Source organism: Planococcus sp. TJ-301 (assembly GCF_058268475.1).
In genome coordinates, this window is record NZ_JBZDOH010000001.1 from 1,670,809 (window position 1) to 1,687,224 (window position 16,416).

17 protein-coding genes are annotated in these 16,416 nt (G+C 47.5%); 2 read left to right on the forward strand and 15 right to left on the reverse strand.

The features are described 5' to 3' along the window. Positions 1-23: 23 nt before the first annotated feature. Positions 24-404: a VOC family protein gene (locus AC4EHJ_RS08220; RefSeq protein ID WP_490975075.1), complete on the reverse strand. Its 381-nt coding sequence runs from the start codon at positions 402-404 to the stop codon at positions 24-26. Between the two features lie 115 nt (positions 405-519). Here AC4EHJ_RS08220 and AC4EHJ_RS08225 point away from each other — a divergent pair, with 115 nt between their 5' ends. Beyond that, positions 520-1,200, forward strand: a complete 681-nt coding sequence (locus AC4EHJ_RS08225) for an IucA/IucC family C-terminal-domain containing protein (protein WP_490975076.1) — start codon at positions 520-522, stop codon at positions 1,198-1,200. A gap of 33 nt (positions 1,201-1,233) precedes the next feature. Here the strand turns inward: AC4EHJ_RS08225 and AC4EHJ_RS08230 are convergent, their stop codons facing one another. Then, positions 1,234-2,079, reverse strand: coding sequence for a VLRF1 family aeRF1-type release factor (locus AC4EHJ_RS08230; protein WP_490975077.1), 846 nt, complete (start codon positions 2,077-2,079; stop codon positions 1,234-1,236). Between the two features lie 162 nt (positions 2,080-2,241). Here AC4EHJ_RS08230 and AC4EHJ_RS08235 point away from each other — a divergent pair, with 162 nt between their 5' ends. Continuing rightward, positions 2,242-2,553, forward strand: coding sequence for a DUF3243 domain-containing protein (locus AC4EHJ_RS08235; protein ID WP_490975078.1), 312 nt, complete (start codon positions 2,242-2,244; stop codon positions 2,551-2,553). Between the two features lie 32 nt (positions 2,554-2,585). Here AC4EHJ_RS08235 and AC4EHJ_RS08240 read toward each other — a convergent pair whose 3' ends face one another. The 13 genes from AC4EHJ_RS08240 to AC4EHJ_RS08300 all read right to left on the reverse strand — a co-directional run bounded on the left by AC4EHJ_RS08240 (position 2,586) and on the right by AC4EHJ_RS08300 (position 16,399). After that, entirely contained in the window at positions 2,586-3,857 is a 1,272-nt protein-coding gene (locus AC4EHJ_RS08240; protein WP_490975079.1) for an MDR family MFS transporter, read from the reverse strand. A gap of 45 nt (positions 3,858-3,902) precedes the next feature. Further along, positions 3,903-6,029: an ATP-dependent helicase gene (locus AC4EHJ_RS08245; RefSeq protein WP_490975080.1), complete on the reverse strand. Its 2,127-nt coding sequence runs from the start codon at positions 6,027-6,029 to the stop codon at positions 3,903-3,905. 182 nt (positions 6,030-6,211) lie between these two features. Further along, positions 6,212-6,412: a YwbE family protein gene (locus tag AC4EHJ_RS08250; RefSeq protein ID WP_490975081.1), complete on the reverse strand. Its 201-nt coding sequence runs from the start codon at positions 6,410-6,412 to the stop codon at positions 6,212-6,214. An 85-nt stretch (positions 6,413-6,497) separates the two neighbouring features. Beyond that, positions 6,498-7,745: a DUF2382 domain-containing protein gene (locus tag AC4EHJ_RS08255; RefSeq protein ID WP_490975082.1), complete on the reverse strand. Its 1,248-nt coding sequence runs from the start codon at positions 7,743-7,745 to the stop codon at positions 6,498-6,500. Between the two features lie 138 nt (positions 7,746-7,883). Further along, a complete protein-coding gene (locus tag AC4EHJ_RS08260) occupies positions 7,884-9,932 on the reverse strand; it encodes a catalase (protein ID WP_490975083.1) in 2,049 nt (682 codons plus the stop codon). 123 nt (positions 9,933-10,055) lie between these two features. After that, entirely contained in the window at positions 10,056-11,021 is a 966-nt protein-coding gene (locus AC4EHJ_RS08265; protein ID WP_490975084.1) for a glutaminase, read from the reverse strand. A gap of 59 nt (positions 11,022-11,080) precedes the next feature. Further along, the gene (locus AC4EHJ_RS08270; RefSeq protein ID WP_490975085.1) at positions 11,081-11,683 is read right to left on the reverse strand and encodes an alpha/beta hydrolase; all 603 of its coding nucleotides are present in this window, start codon (positions 11,681-11,683) and stop codon (positions 11,081-11,083) included. 232 nt (positions 11,684-11,915) lie between these two features. After that, positions 11,916-12,785 carry an Hsp33 family molecular chaperone HslO gene (gene hslO / locus AC4EHJ_RS08275; protein WP_490975086.1) on the reverse strand — a complete coding sequence of 290 codons (870 nt, stop codon included), beginning with the start codon at positions 12,783-12,785 and terminating at the stop codon, positions 11,916-11,918. Between the two features lie 17 nt (positions 12,786-12,802). Beyond that, the gene (locus AC4EHJ_RS08280; protein WP_490975087.1) at positions 12,803-13,027 is read right to left on the reverse strand and encodes a DUF896 domain-containing protein; all 225 of its coding nucleotides are present in this window, start codon (positions 13,025-13,027) and stop codon (positions 12,803-12,805) included. Then, positions 13,024-13,527, reverse strand: a complete 504-nt coding sequence (locus AC4EHJ_RS08285) for an RrF2 family transcriptional regulator (protein ID WP_490975088.1) — start codon at positions 13,525-13,527, stop codon at positions 13,024-13,026. The genes AC4EHJ_RS08280 and AC4EHJ_RS08285 overlap by 4 nt, the downstream gene beginning before the upstream one ends. A 144-nt stretch (positions 13,528-13,671) precedes the next feature. Next, positions 13,672-14,205 (reverse strand): chromate transporter, encoded by a 534-nt coding sequence (locus tag AC4EHJ_RS08290; protein WP_490975089.1) that lies wholly within the window; start codon positions 14,203-14,205, stop codon positions 13,672-13,674. Beyond that, positions 14,202-14,777: a chromate transporter gene (locus AC4EHJ_RS08295; RefSeq protein ID WP_490975637.1), complete on the reverse strand. Its 576-nt coding sequence runs from the start codon at positions 14,775-14,777 to the stop codon at positions 14,202-14,204. Before AC4EHJ_RS08295 ends, AC4EHJ_RS08290 begins: the two co-directional genes overlap by 4 nt. Before the next feature lie 17 nt (positions 14,778-14,794). Then, the gene (locus AC4EHJ_RS08300) at positions 14,795-16,399 is read right to left on the reverse strand and encodes a gamma-glutamyltransferase family protein (protein WP_490975090.1); all 1,605 of its coding nucleotides are present in this window, start codon (positions 16,397-16,399) and stop codon (positions 14,795-14,797) included. Positions 16,400-16,416 lie beyond the last annotated feature (17 nt).

The window sequence follows — 16,416 nt, forward strand, 5'->3', positions numbered from 1 at the left end:
GGTGAAGGACATGCTTTTTCTATTTACTGTGAAGCCATCGCTTGTTTCAGGAATTCCAGGCGGTTGCCGAACGGGTCCGCTGCAAAAAATCGGGTACTTCCGGGAATGCTTTTGTCATCCTTTACCGCTATACCCTTTTCCATCAGATGGGCTTTCAATTCATCAAACCCTTCTACGACAAACGCAGGATGTGCTTTTTTTGCCGGTTCGAAAGGTTCTTCGACCCCAACATGTAGCTGAAAGCCAGGAAATTCAAACCAAGCCCCGCCTCTTTCTTGCAACGGTTTTGGCTTTTCCAATTCCTTCATTCCCAAAATTCCGCTATAAAAGTTACGGGCTTCTTCCTCGCAGCCTTTAGGCGCAGCTACCTGAACATGATCTATTTTTTTAATGTTGAATACCATTCCATTTCCTCCTCCAGCTTCTCCATAACTTTAGAAGCGCCTTTTATTCTTTCGCCTTTCTGTTTTGCAAATCCTTCCGCCATCCCGTAGCATATAAAAAAAGGGGTGACGCTAGATGGCTTTTCCGCAACAGCTAAAATACACACTCGCCGCCCAATCGGTCTCAATCGACCGCGAACCGCAGCAAGCGCTATCGGCCGAATTCCCAATTTTAATCAAGGAATTGAAAGAATGGGCCAAAACAGACAACGACGGAGTGGCAATTTCCTATTTCTTCCGCCAATATGCACTTTTCATCTCTGCCCAGTTCAATCTACTGGCGCATCAGAATGCTTATTTCGCTTGTTCCTGGAAGGAATTGAAATTCGATCGCAGCTTTAATTACGGCTTGCACTTGTTGAAGACGCATGCCTCTTCCCTTTCCTATACGCAAATCCAGCCTCACCAACGATATGAAGCGATGCATTACGTGCTTGTCGAACAAGTCGATTCTCTGATCCAGGAGTTTCGCCAACATGCTAAAATTTCGCCCATCATCTTATGGGAGAACGTCCTGGGATCCATCATCTGGCTTTATGCCGGAATTGAACGCTCAAATCCCAGAAAAGCCGCAGAAGACATGGAATGGCTGCTCGAACCGTCGAATTGGCAGCCTATCAAGACGTCTTATCTGAACAAGCTGCTGGGTGATGTTCCGCTGGGGCGCGCCGTTTCGGGCCCGCTCCGCAAAACGTGCTGCCTTTATAAGGAACTCCCTGAATTCGGAGCCTGCACATACTGCCCTCAGCCAAATTAAAAGCTCCGGAGCACAATGTGCCGGAGCTTTAGATTAGACTTCGAATACTTCATGCAGAATTTTTCCTGGATCGTTATTCATTAGATTTTTGTAGACACAGCTTTTCGGCTTGTCTTGGAGCGATTTCGCAAAAGATTTGGCATGCTCGGCATCTCCGACAATATGCACTTCTTCCCATCGGCGCTCTTTTTTCAGTTTTTCAATCTTGCCGCCCATATCTTTATAGAAACGGTCAAGATTTTCTTTTAAGCGATGGTCCAGTTCATCAACCGGACTGCCGCCTCCGCTTACCGGCGTACTGCCACCCGAAGCACCGCCTCCAGTTGCACCGACGCCTGAAACACGCCCAGAACTGCGGACGCCTTTTTGTTCCGCCCAGACTTCAAGGCCTGAATCGAATTCATAGAAGAATTCCTCATTGATGATTCCCATTGAGGTATCTAATACCCGGATTCCTTTTAGGCTCGGCATGACGACTCCTGCATATGGATAGGCTTTGTACATATATCTTAGCTGATCCAATTGCGGCGTTTCTTCCCAATGGAAATTGTTTTTGACCGGAATTTGAACATAGCGCACCCACCATAAATTTTCATGGGGAGAAGCGAAAATGACGACCCCTTTTAAAAGCTCGCTTTGGTGGTCGGTAATTTCCCGTTCGACTTTTTTCTTCAATTCTCTATAAGAATTTATTTCTTTTTCATCGCGTGAAGCGGAAAGGTATTCATCAAGCTTTTTCAAGCCGTTTTTTAAATGGATTTTCCAAGCACCGTTCTGGGCTTCTGAATCTGCAGGATTGGTATTTAGATAGATACTCAGTACACAGCGATCTTCGCAACGGAACGCTTTCAACTCCTGAATTTCATCGTATAATGTCATATAACCCTCATCCTCCTTAAAATCCGTGCTATTTAACTCCTTACCCTATGAGTTCTATATTAAACGGTCCATCCCCTTCTTTTTTTCATTATTCAGACGTTTAAGTTCTGCCAGTTGAGGTAAACAAGAAGTGCAATGAAAAAAAAAAGGAGCGTGTAAAAATTGGAAAATGTAGATAAAAAAGTAGACGAGAAGTTGAAGCATTTTGATGACGAAAAGAAAGAAGAAATTCTAGCCAATTTTGAGAACTTCAAAAATTATTTAGGCTCAAAAGTGGAACTTGGCGAAAAAATGGGATTGAGCGAAGAACGCCTTGCTCAAATTACGGAAAAAGTCGCAGGCTATTTAGCGAAAAATGAAGAACCTAAAAACCGTGAAGAATACGTGCTACAGGAACTATGGAAAGTCGGTTCAAAAGAAGAACAGCACATGCTGGCCCACATGCTCTTGCGTATGGTTAAAAAAGACTCATAAAGTTAAAATGACTCATAAAAAACAGCCTTCCCTTATAAATGGGAAGGCTGTTTTTCAAATAGCTGGAACATCCAGTAATAGATAACGCCGCTTGCGAATGCCAGGAGTGCCAAAATGGTAAACGTCCAGCCGAAGCCGAACCAAGCAGTCATCGGGATCGACAGTGGTGCAATCATGCGCCCTATCGTGTACCTTAGACTCGCTGCTGCAAAATACTGGCCGCGCATTTCTTCAGGCGCCAGCTTTGAGATAAAGCTCTGCTGAACGCCGACAACCATCAACTCCGCAAAAGTGAAGATCGCCATCGCTAACACGAACATCCAGAACCAAGAAGTAATCGGGAAAATAAGCATCGAGACGCCGTACAAAATCGCTGACATGAAGAAAACCCATTTCTCCCGGAACCTGGTCATCCATCTGGTAATGATGACTGTAAATAACGCAACCAGCAAGCCGTTCTCGGATAACAGGACACCGAATGACGTTTCACCCGTTACTGTCAGTTCACGCCCCATAAATGCAGCTACAGTCTGTTCGTCAATTGTTTCCTTTAAGAAGACGGGAATCAGCAAATCCAGCTGCATGAATGTCTGCGCGCCTAGAATACCGGCAATGACGAATAACAGGAAGAGTTTGTCTTTGAAAATGACGCCGTATTCCTTCACTTGCTTCGCCACTGCTCCAAGAACACCGACTGATTCTTCGCGCTGCCATTTGTCTATGACGCTTTGCGGCAAGGTTTCATTGGTATAAAGCCTTAAGACGGTACCGAGGATCATCGAGATGACCGCCACGATCAACAGTAATTCGAAACGGTACGAGAAGAACAGCACGGCTCCGAACAGCGGCCCAACAACTACCGCGATATTCAACGTAGTATAGAAAATGGCAAAGACGTCACTTCTATATTTCTCCGGAATGACATCCGCAATCATCGCCTGGCTCGCTGGCCAGTACAGTGAACCGCCCATGCCCGCTATCGTAAAGGCGATAAAACCGAGCATTGGTGATTCGAGCCAAGGCGAATTGGCATAAGCGAACAGCAAAAACGCAAAACCTTGTCCGATCGAGGCTACGACAAGCATTGTGCGCCGGCCGAACCTGTCTGCGCAATAGCCGCCGACTAAATTAGCGGCTACTGAAAAAACTTGCGACACGACAAGCAGCAAGCCCGCCGTGTTTTTCCCGAATTCTTCCGCAAAGTAAATGGCGAGGAATGGGAAGACCATCCAGTAACTTGTATTCATGAAAAATTCGCCGACGAGGCGAACTTTCAAATTCCTATTCCAATCTCTAATCTTCATTTTTCAGTTCCCCGCGTTCTCTGATCTCTTCTCTGGGCCTGGTAATTACCCGATAACTTCAAGCAGCTTGTAGCTCAGGCAAATATCGATTAACAGCTCTTTCCGTTCTTTGGCAAATTGGATGACCAGGCGTTCATGATCACGTTCGATGATTTCACCAGCTCCGAACACACGGTGCCGTACAGTCGCTCCCGCCACAAGTTCGCCGCCATCTTTTACGGCATTCGGATTGTCGGGCACTTTCACTTTGACCGGCGGCTGTACTTTTGCAGGAGCCTTCTTAAGGGCTGGTTTTCCTGCAATCGCCACATCCCGCACTTCATCGACAAAACGGGATTCGCTATCATAGCTGATCAATTCAAGATGCTTTCTAGCGCGAGTCATCCCGACATAAAACAGGCGCCGCGCCTCTTCAAGAAGATCCGGCTGCTCTGTGTCTTCTTCTGTCGGAATGATGCCTTCCACTAGGTCGATCATATACACTCTGTCGAATTCCAACCCTTTGGAACTGTGGAATGTCGAAAGGGTCAGCATGTCATCAGTTTTTTCGGCTTTGGCTGCCTGTGTCACCTGCTCCAATTCCTTCAGGCGCTTCGCAAACTCCATCATGCTGCTAAGCGGCGCAGCAATCTGCTCCAGTGTTACCAGGATCTGCTCCAGGTATTGCAGCCGCATCCCGAATTTCTCCGCGCGGCTCGCAAGCATCTGGTCATAGCCCAGATCTGCCCTGATGGTGCGGATGACTTTCAGCGGCTGCATGCCTTTCAATGCTTCGAACCATTTCTTCTGCTCGCCCAATATCCGGATTTGGTAATCTTTCAATGTTATGTGGCGGTTGATTTCGTCAAAGGCATTGATTTCTGATGGCTTCATCTTGCTCATGAACTTCAGCTGGCTTCCTGACCAGTAGGCATTGGTTTTTGAAGCGACTTTTGAATAGATGTCGATGCGCTCCAGCTTTAAGCTGAAACGCATAAAATTCAGCATGTCCTCGACAATCCAATGGGAGAAGAACCGGTTGTCCCCGTCTTTCATATAGAACGGGATGCCCATCCGGTCGAGCTCGCTCATCAACAAGGTGGAAGACGAATTATTGCGGTACAAAATCGCCACTTCTCCGAAATTGTCCAGCTCCTTCAATTCCTTCATCAGGTATTTGAATTGTGCATCTTCTGAAACCAGCCGTTTGATTACGATTGGCTGGCCATCCGGCTGTTTGGTGAACATGTTTTTATCGTGGCGCTTTTTATTCGTCTTGATGAATAAATTCGCGGCGTCGACAATATTTTTCGTGGACCGATAATTGCGCTCCATTTTCATGACGTAAGCGTCCGGATAAACCGTTTTGAATTTCAATAAATAAGTGGGCTCTGCCGCGCGCCACGTATAAATCGACTGATCGTCATCAGCGACGACGCACAGATTTTGGTGGCGCGCCACCAGCTTTTCCACGATGGCATGCTGGATCATCGATGTGTCCTGGCTTTCATCGGTCATCACGTAATCCCAGCGCTGCTGGTATTTTTTCAATAGCGCTTTGTCTTTTTCCAACGCCTCGTTCGCGAGCGACAACATATCGTCAAAGTCCACTAACCTAACATCATAGTTTTCTTTGAACGCTTCATAGGTCTTCAGTATTTCAATGGCGCCTTCAAAAGGGGCCTTCAGTTTTTTCCACTCGCTGCGCGGCGTCATCTTGTTCTTCACAAAACTGATGAATGAGGTCAATTCGTCCAATTGGTCTTCTGTTATAGGTTCCCCGACTTCGGTCTCAAACATTTCCCGCAGCAGCCGTTTTTTATGGAGTCCGTTGCTTTCGCTGCCTTCAATCATGACATAGCGCAGTTCCGACAAATACTCCCGGGTAATTTGGAAAGCCAGGCTATGGATTGTCGAAAAATCCACAGGTGCAAGCGTAGGGAAAAGCCGTTTATAGCGTTCCTGCATATCGACAGCTGACGCTTTGCTGAATGTGATCGCTTTAATGCGCTGCGCCGCCACCTTTTTTTCTTCGATCAAGTAGCCGATGCGCATGATCATCGTCGTGGTCTTGCCGGATCCAGGGCATGCCAGGAGAAGCAAGGGGCCTTCAGTCCGCTCCACTGCTTTGCGCTGTATTTTGTTCAGCTCGACGCCGAGCTGTTGTTGTTTGCGTTCAAAAAAATTGCTCATACGGCAGATACTCCTTCGCACTATCATTCCTTCTATTTTACCATGGCTGCGCGATATTTATTTGTTGTTTTTTAAGATGCAGAGAAAACTTGCGGTCCGGTTGCGAATAATTTTCTAACATAAAAAAGGACTCATGGGAATGAGCCCTTTACCGCAATCCGGCAAGCATTGCCTTATGCGATTTATTTCGGACTGATAATTTCACAGACCCGGCCCACTTGCCCATCTTCCAGCCTCACCTTGATGCCATGAGGGTGCGTCGCGGAATTGGTCAATAAATCTTTGACGATGCCTTGTGTTTTTTTACCGCTTCGCTGGTCTTGTTTTAAAATCACGTTGACTTCCAGCCCCGGTTTTACGTCACTTCTTTTTTTGCCGTCCATCCAAAATCCCTCCCGACTTTCTTCCAGTATACATTATCGCATACAAAAAGGCGGGGATTCCCCCGCCTCGCTTTGCATTCATTGCTTAAAAATGTTTTTTGCGATTACCTTCTAAATCATCGTCATCAAGATCTGACAACGTTGTATCTTTTTTGTTTTTATTAGTGAAAGAAGCGTCTTCGTCAATGTCAGCTTCTTCTTTACGGACAGTTTCACGAATTGTTTCCGTGTCTTGGACTTTCTTTTTGCCGACTACGATTTCTTCACTGACCACATTCGTTTTCGAAACGTTGACGCGTTCTTCTGTCAATGGAATGTGAATGTTATCGCCTTCTTGGTAGGCATCTGCTGTAGCGCCATCGACTTCTTCATTTACCGGGCGCCGTTCAACATAAATCTCTTCGCGTTCTACCGGCACATCAATCGATTGTTCGTTTTCCACTGTGCGTTTCCCAACGTTCACTTCGCCAGTCTGTACACGGTCTTTGTTCACATGCAAACGTTCTTCGTGAAGGCGCAGGCGCTCTTCTTCCGTCCCTGCTGCATCTGTGTTATTGCCTGAGAAGTTAGAAGCTGTGCGATCTGTATCTGTGTATCGTTCATTGTCTTTATTCAATGTGTCACGCTCCATTCCATTTGTTGTGTCAAAGCGGTCTGCATCACGGTCTTTACTAGTATCGCCATCTACTGAAACGCCTGGCCCTAAACCAAATCCTGTGCCTCTGTCTTCGCCGACTCCTGCAGTTTCATTAGTGTTTTGTCGTTCTGAAGCGGCCAAATCATCGTCATCTGTCATGCCGCGCTCGCCTTTTTCCCGGTGGTAGTTAACGTCGTTCGATTCGTTTGTATCCACAGTCAATCCGTCACGCGCCACCATTCCTGAGTCGCCGTAGCCGGCAGTTCCACCGGTTGCGCCGACATAGCCTGCCGCACCTGTAGTATTGTTCCCCGGATCGCCGTATACATTCCGATCGATATCACTATCTTTTGAGTCGTAATCCGAACCGATTTCCTGATCAACAAACAATAAAATCTTGCCGTTTTGCACGTCCTGGTAATAGCGGTCTGCTTCCTGATCGTCTACGCCCATGCCCGAGAATGCTTCACGCACCGGCTCATTACCGGAAAGGAAGCCCATGAATTTATCCATCCAGCCGCCTTCAGCAGATTTATAATCCACGTCTGTCCGCCCTCTTACCATGGATAGCTGTTCTTTATCATGCGCCATGACGTACATATGATCTTCGGAAATACCTTGCTCTCTTAACTCTTCGATTTTTCTTAATACCTCTGACTCATTGTCGAAAGTTCCCATAAATTTATTGTTGGCCATTTTTCTATTCCTCCAATTGTTTTATGTTTACAAAAATTTTTGTATTGCGAAAAATCTTACTAGTTTTGAAATACCCGCCTTGAAAACACTGAAACATTTTATTGCGATTTAAGGACTAATGGATTATAATGCGAAAACTCACTCTACTTTCCGTTCCCAGTGGCGGTGCTTGGTAATTGCGGCGATAAAATCAGTTGGAAAACTGCCATCCGCCGATCCGGTTATCACGCCCGGCTGCCCTTGCATATGGGCCGCTTCAATCCATTTCATGCCATCATGAGTCGCTCCGATTGGTTTGTAATGGTCGAAGGCTTCACCAACATAGCGCGCCGCTTCTTTAGCGAACTTCCGGCTCACCGATGCACTGCCGACTGCATAGATTGCGTCATATAGCACAGGGTCTGCCGTCGTAAACGTATGGTCAACTTCAAATTCGCCGCCATTCTTCCCTTTAGCCATCCCCAGCATCTCACTGATAATTTCCACTTGAATCCCTTTAGCTTTCAATGCCTCAAAGACTTTCGACACTTCTTTATCCTCAAAGCCGTCTCCCAGCAAAACCCCGACCTTGCGCGTTGCGGGCGTTTTGATGGTGTTTTCCTGGCTCAGCGCAGGAGAAGTTTTGCCAACAGCTGTATTGCCGCTTTGCGGCGCCACAGCTCCGACTTTTTTCGCTACCGTCTTAGCCATTTCAAGATCTACATTCGCAAACATATCGACCGCATTTTGGCGTACGACTTTTTCTTTGCATTTTCCGAGTTCGAAGCTGAACGCTTCGATGATATGCTCTTTTTCAGGCGCGGACATGCTGTTCCAGAACATCGTCGCCTGCGAGAAATGGTCTTTGAAGCTTTCGCTGCGCGCACGCACTTTACGCCCTTCCATTTTCTCCTGGTAATGTTCGAATCCGCCATCCGCGGGACTCGCTGGCGCTGGACTATTATTTGCCAAGCCATTTTTATGGTACGACACTTGCCCGCGGTTAATTGTTTGGCGCCCGTAGCCATCGCGCTGGTTATTGTGGAATGGGCATACCGGCCGGTTGATCGGCAGTTCGTGGAAATTAGGTCCGCCGAGGCGAATCAATTGCGTGTCTGTATAGGAGAACAAGCGCCCTTGCAGCAGCGGATCATTGGAAAAGTCGATTCCAGGCACAACATGCCCTGCATGGAATGCTACTTGCTCAGTTTCTGCGAAAACGTTGTCGACGTTGCGGTTCAATGTCATCTTGCCGACAATTTGAATCGGGATTTCTTCTTGCGGCCAAAGCTTGGTTGCATCCAGCAAATCAAAGTCGAATTTATGTTCATCTTCTTCTGGAATGATTTGAACCCCTAATTCAAATTCAGGAAAATCTCCGTTCTCGATTGCTTCATATAAATCTCGGCGGTTGAAGTCAGGGTCTTTGCCTGAAATCTTCTGTGCTTCGTCCCATACGAGTGAATGCACGCCGAGCGTCGATTTCCAGTTGAATTTCACAAAATGGGATTTTCCTTCGGCGTTGACAAAGCGGAACGCGTGGACGCCGAAACCATCCATCATCCGGAAACTGCGCGGCAAAGCGCGGTCAGACATCAGCCACATAATGGCATGGGCCGTTTCCTGATTATGCGCCACGAAATCCCATAATGTATCATGGGCACTCGCTGCCTGAGGCATTTCGTTATGCGGTTCCGGTTTCACGGCATGGACAAAGTCCGGGAACTTAATGGCATCCTGGATAAAGAACACAGGCATATTGTTGCCGACCAAGTCGTAATTTCCTTCCTCCGTATAGAACTTTGTTGCAAACCCCCTGACATCCCGCACGGTTTCAGCGGAGCCTTTAGAGCCTGCCACAGTGGAGAAACGCACGAAAACAGGTGTCTTCTTGCCTTTCTCAGACAGAAATTTGGCTTTCGTCAAATGTTCCAATGAATCATATGCTTCGAAAACGCCATGCGCAGCATAGCCTCTGGCATGGACGACACGCTCAGGAATCCGCTCATGGTCGAAATGCGTCATTTTTTCGCGGAAATGGAAATCCTCCATCAGCGTAGGCCCTCGTTCTCCTGCTTTCAGTGAAAATTCATCTTCCGAGACTTTGAGTCCTTGGTTAGTGGTCATGTCTTTTCCGGCGTCATCACTGCGGAATTGTTCCAACTGTTCGTCTTTGCTATCGGCGCCGACTTTCGTTTTCTTGTCCATTTCTCCACTCCTCTGTCGCAATTTTCTTTCTTCTCTCCTTCTACCCTCTAACTTTTTTAATAAAACGCCAAATGGAAAATATGAAAAGCTCTGCAGGCATAAACAGCCTGCAGAGCTTTTCATTTAAAATATACTTAAATCCCATTCTTTTGAAATCTGCCGCAGCATCATTGTCCCTGCAGCGCTGTTTCCTTGGACATCAATTGCTGGCCCGTAAACACCGATGCCTGCACCAGCCTTGAATTCATAGGTCTGGGAATGCAGTTTCGGAGGCACAGCCCCCATGATTCCGCCAGACACGCCGCTTTTCGCTGGAATGCCGACATGCGCCGCAAAATTGCCGGATGAATTGTACATGCCGCAGGTGACCATCAAAACTTTTGCCACTTGCGCAATTTCAGCCGAAAAATGCGTTTCTTTTGTAATTGGGTTAAAACCGTCGTAAGCGATGATCAATCCGATCAGCGCCAAGTCCTTGACGCTCATTTTGATGGAACATTGGCGAATATATATATCCAACGCTTCTTCCACTTCAATATCCAAAAACTTCGCTTCTTTCAAATAGTAGGCGAGTGCCCGGTTGCGATGCGATGTCTTCCATTCCGAATCGTACACTTCCTTATCGAGCTCAAGCGGATGGCCGACAAGCTTTTCCAGAAACTCCAGCAAAAATTCGTATTTTTTCTGACTCGTTGTCCCGGGCAAAATCGCAGAAATGGTAATAGCTCCTGCATTGATAAAAGGATTGAACGGCTTGTTTGGCCGGTGTATTTCAAACGGAATGATGGAATTGAACGCTTCTCCCGTCGGTTCGACGTCTACACGCTCCAAAACGAAATCCAAACCGTAATGGCAGCTCACGGCGATGAACGTCAGCGCCTTTGAAATGCTTTGCAGCGTAAATTCCTGGTCCGTATCTCCGGCGCAATAATAATGCCCATCCTCATCCACCATGCAAATGCCGAGAAGACTTGGATCCACTTTTCCAAGCGCCGGTATATATTGGGCGGTCGTCCCTAAAATAGCGTGGCTTTTGTTTTCTTTCACCCATGCTTCAAGCTGTTCCTGGATATGCGGATTTTCCTTCATAACATCCCTCCTCCTAAAATTTCTAAAACCCCTCTTAATGTGCAAGAGGGGTTGGATGATTATAAGTTATCGTACCATTCTTTCGCCGCTTCGACTTCCGGCATGGTCAATTGGTGTCCGTAATTTTCCCAATGAAGCTTGACGCTGGCACCGGCATCGCTTAAAAGCCGTTCCAGATCTGTCGACTCTTCTGCTGGGCAGATCGGGTCGTTCGTGCCAGCTGCGATGAATACAGGGACACCTGCCAAATTCGGCAATTCCGTGTCGCGGTTCGGCACCATCGGGTGGTGAAGAATCGCACCTTTCAACGCATCTGCGTAAGTAAAGAGCAGATTGGCTGCAATATTCGCTCCGTTCGAGTAGCCGATGGCGATGACATTGGTACGGTCAAAACCGTTTTCTTCAGCCGCTTTGCCAATAAAATCGTATAATTCTTCGGTCCGCAATTTCAAATCTTCCATATCGAATACACCTTCAGACAAGCGCTTGAAAAAGCGCGGCATGCCATTTTCTGAAACGTTGCCGCGGACACTTAGGATGGAAGCCTGCGAATCAATATGAGCCGCAATCGGCATCAAATCATTTTCATTGCCGCCTGTGCCGTGGAGCATTAGAAATGTCGGTTTGGATGGATCGGTACCTTTTTGGAATATGTGTTTCATCTTTTATAACCTCCCGAGATAGTAGAAAGCCTCTGCTCTGTTCTGGCTTTCCCCTTTTTAATTAGTTCGAAACTTATCTTGAATTCGAGATAATAATAACATACTTTTCGCTTCATACCAACTAATCCGTTTTTATTTTAAGCAACGCTTTTCGACAAAAAAATGCAGCGGAACGGATCCGCTGCATTTTTTAAGCCAGCCGACGATGGCGGCATTAATATTAGATGTTTTTCTAGCCAAGCATTTCTTCTAGATGCTGTTTGGAAAAATGGTATTTTTCATTGCAGAAATGGCATTGGGCTTCCGCTTGGCCATCGGTCACAATCATGTCCTGAATTTCGTCAGGGCCAAGGCTGATGATGGCATTCGATATGCGATCCCGTGAACATTGGCATTGGAACTGGATAGGCATTTTTTCCAGAACTTTAACATTCTCGCTTCCGAGAACTTCTGATAAAATCTCTTCAGGCGTTAAGCCATCACGCACCATGCTCGAAATGGTCGGAATTTCCGATAATCGCTGCTCAATATGCGCAATGACACTTTCTTCAGTGCCCGGCATCAACTGGATGATAAAGCCCCCGGAAGCCTGGATGCTGTTATCCGGATTAACGATTACGCCAACACCCACTGATGAAGGAACCTGCTCCGAAGTGACGATATAATGCGTGAAGTCCTCACCCAGCTCACCTGATACGAGCGGTACTTGCCCAACGAAAGGATGCAGCAAGCCAATGTCTTTCGATACCGACAACGTCCCTTCCGTTCCGACAGCGCGACGCACATCCAATTTTCCTTTTTCGTTCAAATCGAAATGGGTATGCGGATTCGACACGTATCCTCTGACTTCCCCTTTGGCATTGGCATCAACCAAAATCGTTCCGAGCGGTCCATTGCCGTTGATTTTGATCGTCAGCTTTTCTTCGCCTTTCATCATAGCTGCAAGCATGACGGTCGCTGTCATTGAGCGGCCCAGTGCGGCTGATGCAGTCGGCCATGTATAGTGGCGGCGCTGCGCTTCCCCCACGGATTCAGTTGTGCGTGTGGCGTATGCGCGGACTTGTCCGTCGTATGCTAATGCTTTCACTAAATAATCATTCATCTATAATCACTTTCTTTCTATATAATATTGTTAACAGTTTTATCTTTTAATTTATCTGGCGTAACGTCGTTGCCGAGCGGATCGATGATCGTCAATCCGGTAACCGAACTTTCTACCTGTCCACGGATCTGGCGCAGGTAATCTTCGCGCAGCACTTGCTGTTCCACTTGCTGAGCTTTCGTCAAGCCTACTTCTTTTGCTATTTTTGATAATTCGTTAATGCGAGTCAAACTTGCAATCATCGATTACCGCTCCTTTCCTGAACAAGCATTTTTTCGATCAACCATTGTTGAAGCTCTGCCGCTTTCGGCTGAAATCGCTGTTCTTCCATCTTCCGTGCCAATGAAGCCACAGTTTCCCGCTCCATGACAGCTCTCCATGCTGATTCTGCTTCATCCATTAAATCCGTCAACAAGCAACTGGCCTCGGGTTTTTCAAGTTCCAGCAAATCGCCCAAAATCCCGCTTGGTGAATACAGCGATTGCCTGCCCTCTATTGCCAAGTAAATATCGTACACACAGATTTCCTCGGGGCGTTTCTTCAACCGGAATCCGCCTTTGACGCCAGGCACTGATGCCACCAGATCTGCGCTGACTAATTTCCTCAACAACTTCTGAAAATAAGTGGGTGACGCATTCAACTGCTGACTGATTGCTTCACCGGACAGCACTGCTTTGCCCGGCAGCATATTCAACAAAAGAATGGCATATACGGATTGCTCGACCCCTGTCTTCATGTGCATGAAACTCACCTCTATCCCTTATTAACGAGGACAACAATTGTCCTTGATTGCTATAATAAAATATCTCGAATTAAAAGTAAAGGTTTCTGCCTGCAACAAAAAACCACCCGCTGCATGCGAATGGTTTTGGAGGTTATTAAGAAACTAAAACAAGCCACTGAGGCCGCCGTAGACGAGTGCGAGCAATATGACAAAGGCTGGATGGATTTTCTTGATTTCCAATAGCCAATAGCTGACTACCGCCAGCACTACGGTTTGTATGCTGCCGGAAGTTTCTGCTGAAGTCATAAAAAACTGCAGCGTCATGGCGCCCAAAAGAACAGCGATGACTGGCCGGATCATCTTCGTGATGTTTTTGACTTTCGGGGAATCTTTGTATTTCATCAATGTCATCATCAAGGCAATCATCAAAATCAGTGAAGGTGCCACCGAAGCGAACAACCCGATAAATGACCCCAGGATTCCACCTTCCATGTATCCGATATAGCCAGCCATCTTCGTCGCAATCGGTCCTGGAAGTGCATTTCCCAATGCCAGCACTTCTCCGAATTCCTGCGTCGTCATCCAGCCGTACCGGTCAACCACTTCCTTCTCAACAAGCGGTATGGAGGCAGGGCCTCCGCCATAGCCCAATATGCCGGGAATAAAAAACGCCAGAAAAATGGACCAGTAAATCACGCTGTCCGCCCTCCTTTTCTAAAGCCCAGCAACACGATCAAAAGAATTCCGATGATCAAAACAACCGGATGGATATGGAGGATTTCCATCAACAGAACCGAAATTCCGAGCAGCAAGGCAGCTCGGGGCCAGCCCAGGGACTGCCCGGATTTTTTCACGAAATCCCAGGTCATCACCCCCAGCATGACCGCAACAACCGGAACAACTGCTGCCGACATGCTGTTTACCCATTCAACGCCCTTGTATTGCTGCAATGCGCCGAGCAACAGGATCATCATCAGGACCGTCGGCACCACTAATGCAATCAGCGCCGTCATGCTTCCAACGATGCCCCCGATGCGATAACCTATATAGCCGGCCATTTTCGTGGCAATCGGACCTGGCATCGTATTGGCCAGCGCCAAGGTATCGCTGAACTCGTCTTCTGTCATCCAGTCATATTTTTTTACAGCTTCCGCATGGAAAAGAGGGATTGCCGAGGGGCCTCCGCCGAAGCCTAAAATACCGACGCGAAAAAAGGCGGCAAATAAATCGGCATTTATTTTCAAGGCTGAACCAGCCCGCGGCTCCATCCCTTTTTTCCCTTCAGTCACCAAACAGCCACGGCTCCATCCGTACGGGACTCTGTGCCGCCTGACAATACGCCCGTGTCCGGATTGCGCCAAATGATCTGGCCGCGGCCAAAAGCACCGCCGTCTGTTGCTACTTGAATTGCATGCCCTTTACGCGCAAGCGACTGCGCTAAATAATTCGGGAAATTCGGCTCGACCAAAATCGTTTTGCCGCCCATCCATTGCCATCTCGGCATATCAAGGGCAGCCTGTGGATTCATTAAATAGTCTATGGTGTTCGTTACTACTTGGAAATGTCCCTGCGGCTGCATATAGCCGCCCATTACGCCGAATGGACCGACCGCTTTGCCGTCTTTGGTCAGGAATCCGGGAATGATCGTGTGATAAGTCCGCTTTCCACCTTGCAGTACATTCGGATGCTGCGGGTCAAGCGAGAAATCTGCACCGCGGTTCTGCAGGCCGATTCCCGTTCCTGGAATGACGATTCCTGAACCGAAGCCCATGTAATTGCTTTGGATATAGGAAATCATATTGCCTTCTTCATCTGCTGCGGACAAATAAACGGTCCCGCCTTTAGGCAGATCGTAAGGAACAGGATCTGCTGCGCCTTCACCGATCGTACCGGCACGCTGTGCTGCATATTCTTCGGACAGAAGATGTTCGACGCTGACAGGCATCGCTTCTAGTTCCGTGATAAATTCTTTGCCATCTGTGAAAGCCAGCTTCATTGCTTCGATTTGTTGATGATAGGTGTCAGCTGACTGCCATTTGGGCTCTTTCAGTTTTTTGAAGATATTCAATGCCATCAATGCCACCATGCCTTGGCCGTTCGGCGGAATTTCCCACACATCATAGCCACGGTAATTGGCTGACACCGGCTCAACCCATTGCGGTTTGAATGCTGCAAGATCCTCTTTGGAAAGGAAGCCATTATGCTGCTTCATGAAAGCATCGATTTTTTCAGCCAGCGGCCCTTCATAGAAAGAACGTGCATCTGTTTCGGCTATTTCCTTCAACGTTGCCGCATGTCCTGGTGAAGACCACATTTCTCCAATTTCCGGAGCCTGGCCATTCGGTGCGAACGTATCGAACCACGATTGGTATTCTTCAGAAGTAAACGAATCCTTGAATTTTTCATAAGCCGCTTTCCAGTACTTGCCAAGGATCGGCGTCAACGGATAGCCTTCTTCCGCATATCGGATTGCCGGTTTTAACGCTTCAGACAAAGGCAATTTGCCGAATTTCTTTGAAAGTTCGGCCCATGCAGCGGGAACGCCAGGAACCGTGACTGGCACTACGCCGTGTACCGGCATCTTGTCATGCCCGAGCGCTTTTACAGCTTCTATCGAAATTTTCGCCGGCGCAGGACCTGAACTGTTCAGACCGTGGAGCTTGTCTTTTACCCAAACTAATGCAAAAGCGTCTCCCCCGATTCCATTTGAAGTTGGTTCAACGACTGTCAGCGCAGCCGCTGTTGCAATTGCGGCATCGATTGCGTTGCCGCCTTTTTGCATCACTTCGATCCCTGCTTGTGCCGCTAAAGGCTGGGAAGTTGCAACCATGCCTTTTTTTGAAAATACCGTATGTCTTTTCGATTCGAACGGGTGCTGTAAATAGTCCATTGAAATTCCTCCAGATT

Bases quoted from the DNA above. Each gene is read 5' to 3' on its own strand.
- hslO (WP_490975086.1), bottom strand. From the start codon at position 12,785: ATGAATGATTATTTAGTGAAAGCATTAGCATACGACGGACAAGTCCGC.
- AC4EHJ_RS08295 (WP_490975637.1), bottom strand. From the start codon at position 14,777: ATGGAGCCGCGGGCTGGTTCAGCCTTGAAAATAAATGCCGATTTATTT.
- AC4EHJ_RS08240 (WP_490975079.1), bottom strand. From the start codon at position 3,857: ATGAAGATTAGAGATTGGAATAGGAATTTGAAAGTTCGCCTCGTCGGC.
- AC4EHJ_RS08245 (WP_490975080.1), bottom strand. From the start codon at position 6,029: ATGAGCAATTTTTTTGAACGCAAACAACAACAGCTCGGCGTCGAGCTG.
- AC4EHJ_RS08255 (WP_490975082.1), bottom strand. From the start codon at position 7,745: ATGGCCAACAATAAATTTATGGGAACTTTCGACAATGAGTCAGAGGTA.
- AC4EHJ_RS08300 (WP_490975090.1), bottom strand. From the start codon at position 16,399: ATGGACTATTTACAGCACCCGTTCGAATCGAAAAGACATACGGTATTT.
- AC4EHJ_RS08280 (WP_490975087.1), bottom strand. From the start codon at position 13,027: ATGATTGCAAGTTTGACTCGCATTAACGAATTATCAAAAATAGCAAAA.
- AC4EHJ_RS08265 (WP_490975084.1), bottom strand. From the start codon at position 11,021: ATGAAGGAAAATCCGCATATCCAGGAACAGCTTGAAGCATGGGTGAAA.
- AC4EHJ_RS08230 (WP_490975077.1), bottom strand. From the start codon at position 2,079: ATGACATTATACGATGAAATTCAGGAGTTGAAAGCGTTCCGTTGCGAA.
- AC4EHJ_RS08260 (WP_490975083.1), bottom strand. From the start codon at position 9,932: ATGGACAAGAAAACGAAAGTCGGCGCCGATAGCAAAGACGAACAGTTG.
- AC4EHJ_RS08250 (WP_490975081.1), bottom strand. From the start codon at position 6,412: ATGGACGGCAAAAAAAGAAGTGACGTAAAACCGGGGCTGGAAGTCAAC.
- AC4EHJ_RS08285 (WP_490975088.1), bottom strand. From the start codon at position 13,527: ATGCACATGAAGACAGGGGTCGAGCAATCCGTATATGCCATTCTTTTG.
- AC4EHJ_RS08225 (WP_490975076.1), top strand. From the start codon at position 520: ATGGCTTTTCCGCAACAGCTAAAATACACACTCGCCGCCCAATCGGTC.
- AC4EHJ_RS08270 (WP_490975085.1), bottom strand. From the start codon at position 11,683: ATGAAACACATATTCCAAAAAGGTACCGATCCATCCAAACCGACATTT.
- AC4EHJ_RS08220 (WP_490975075.1), bottom strand. From the start codon at position 404: ATGGTATTCAACATTAAAAAAATAGATCATGTTCAGGTAGCTGCGCCT.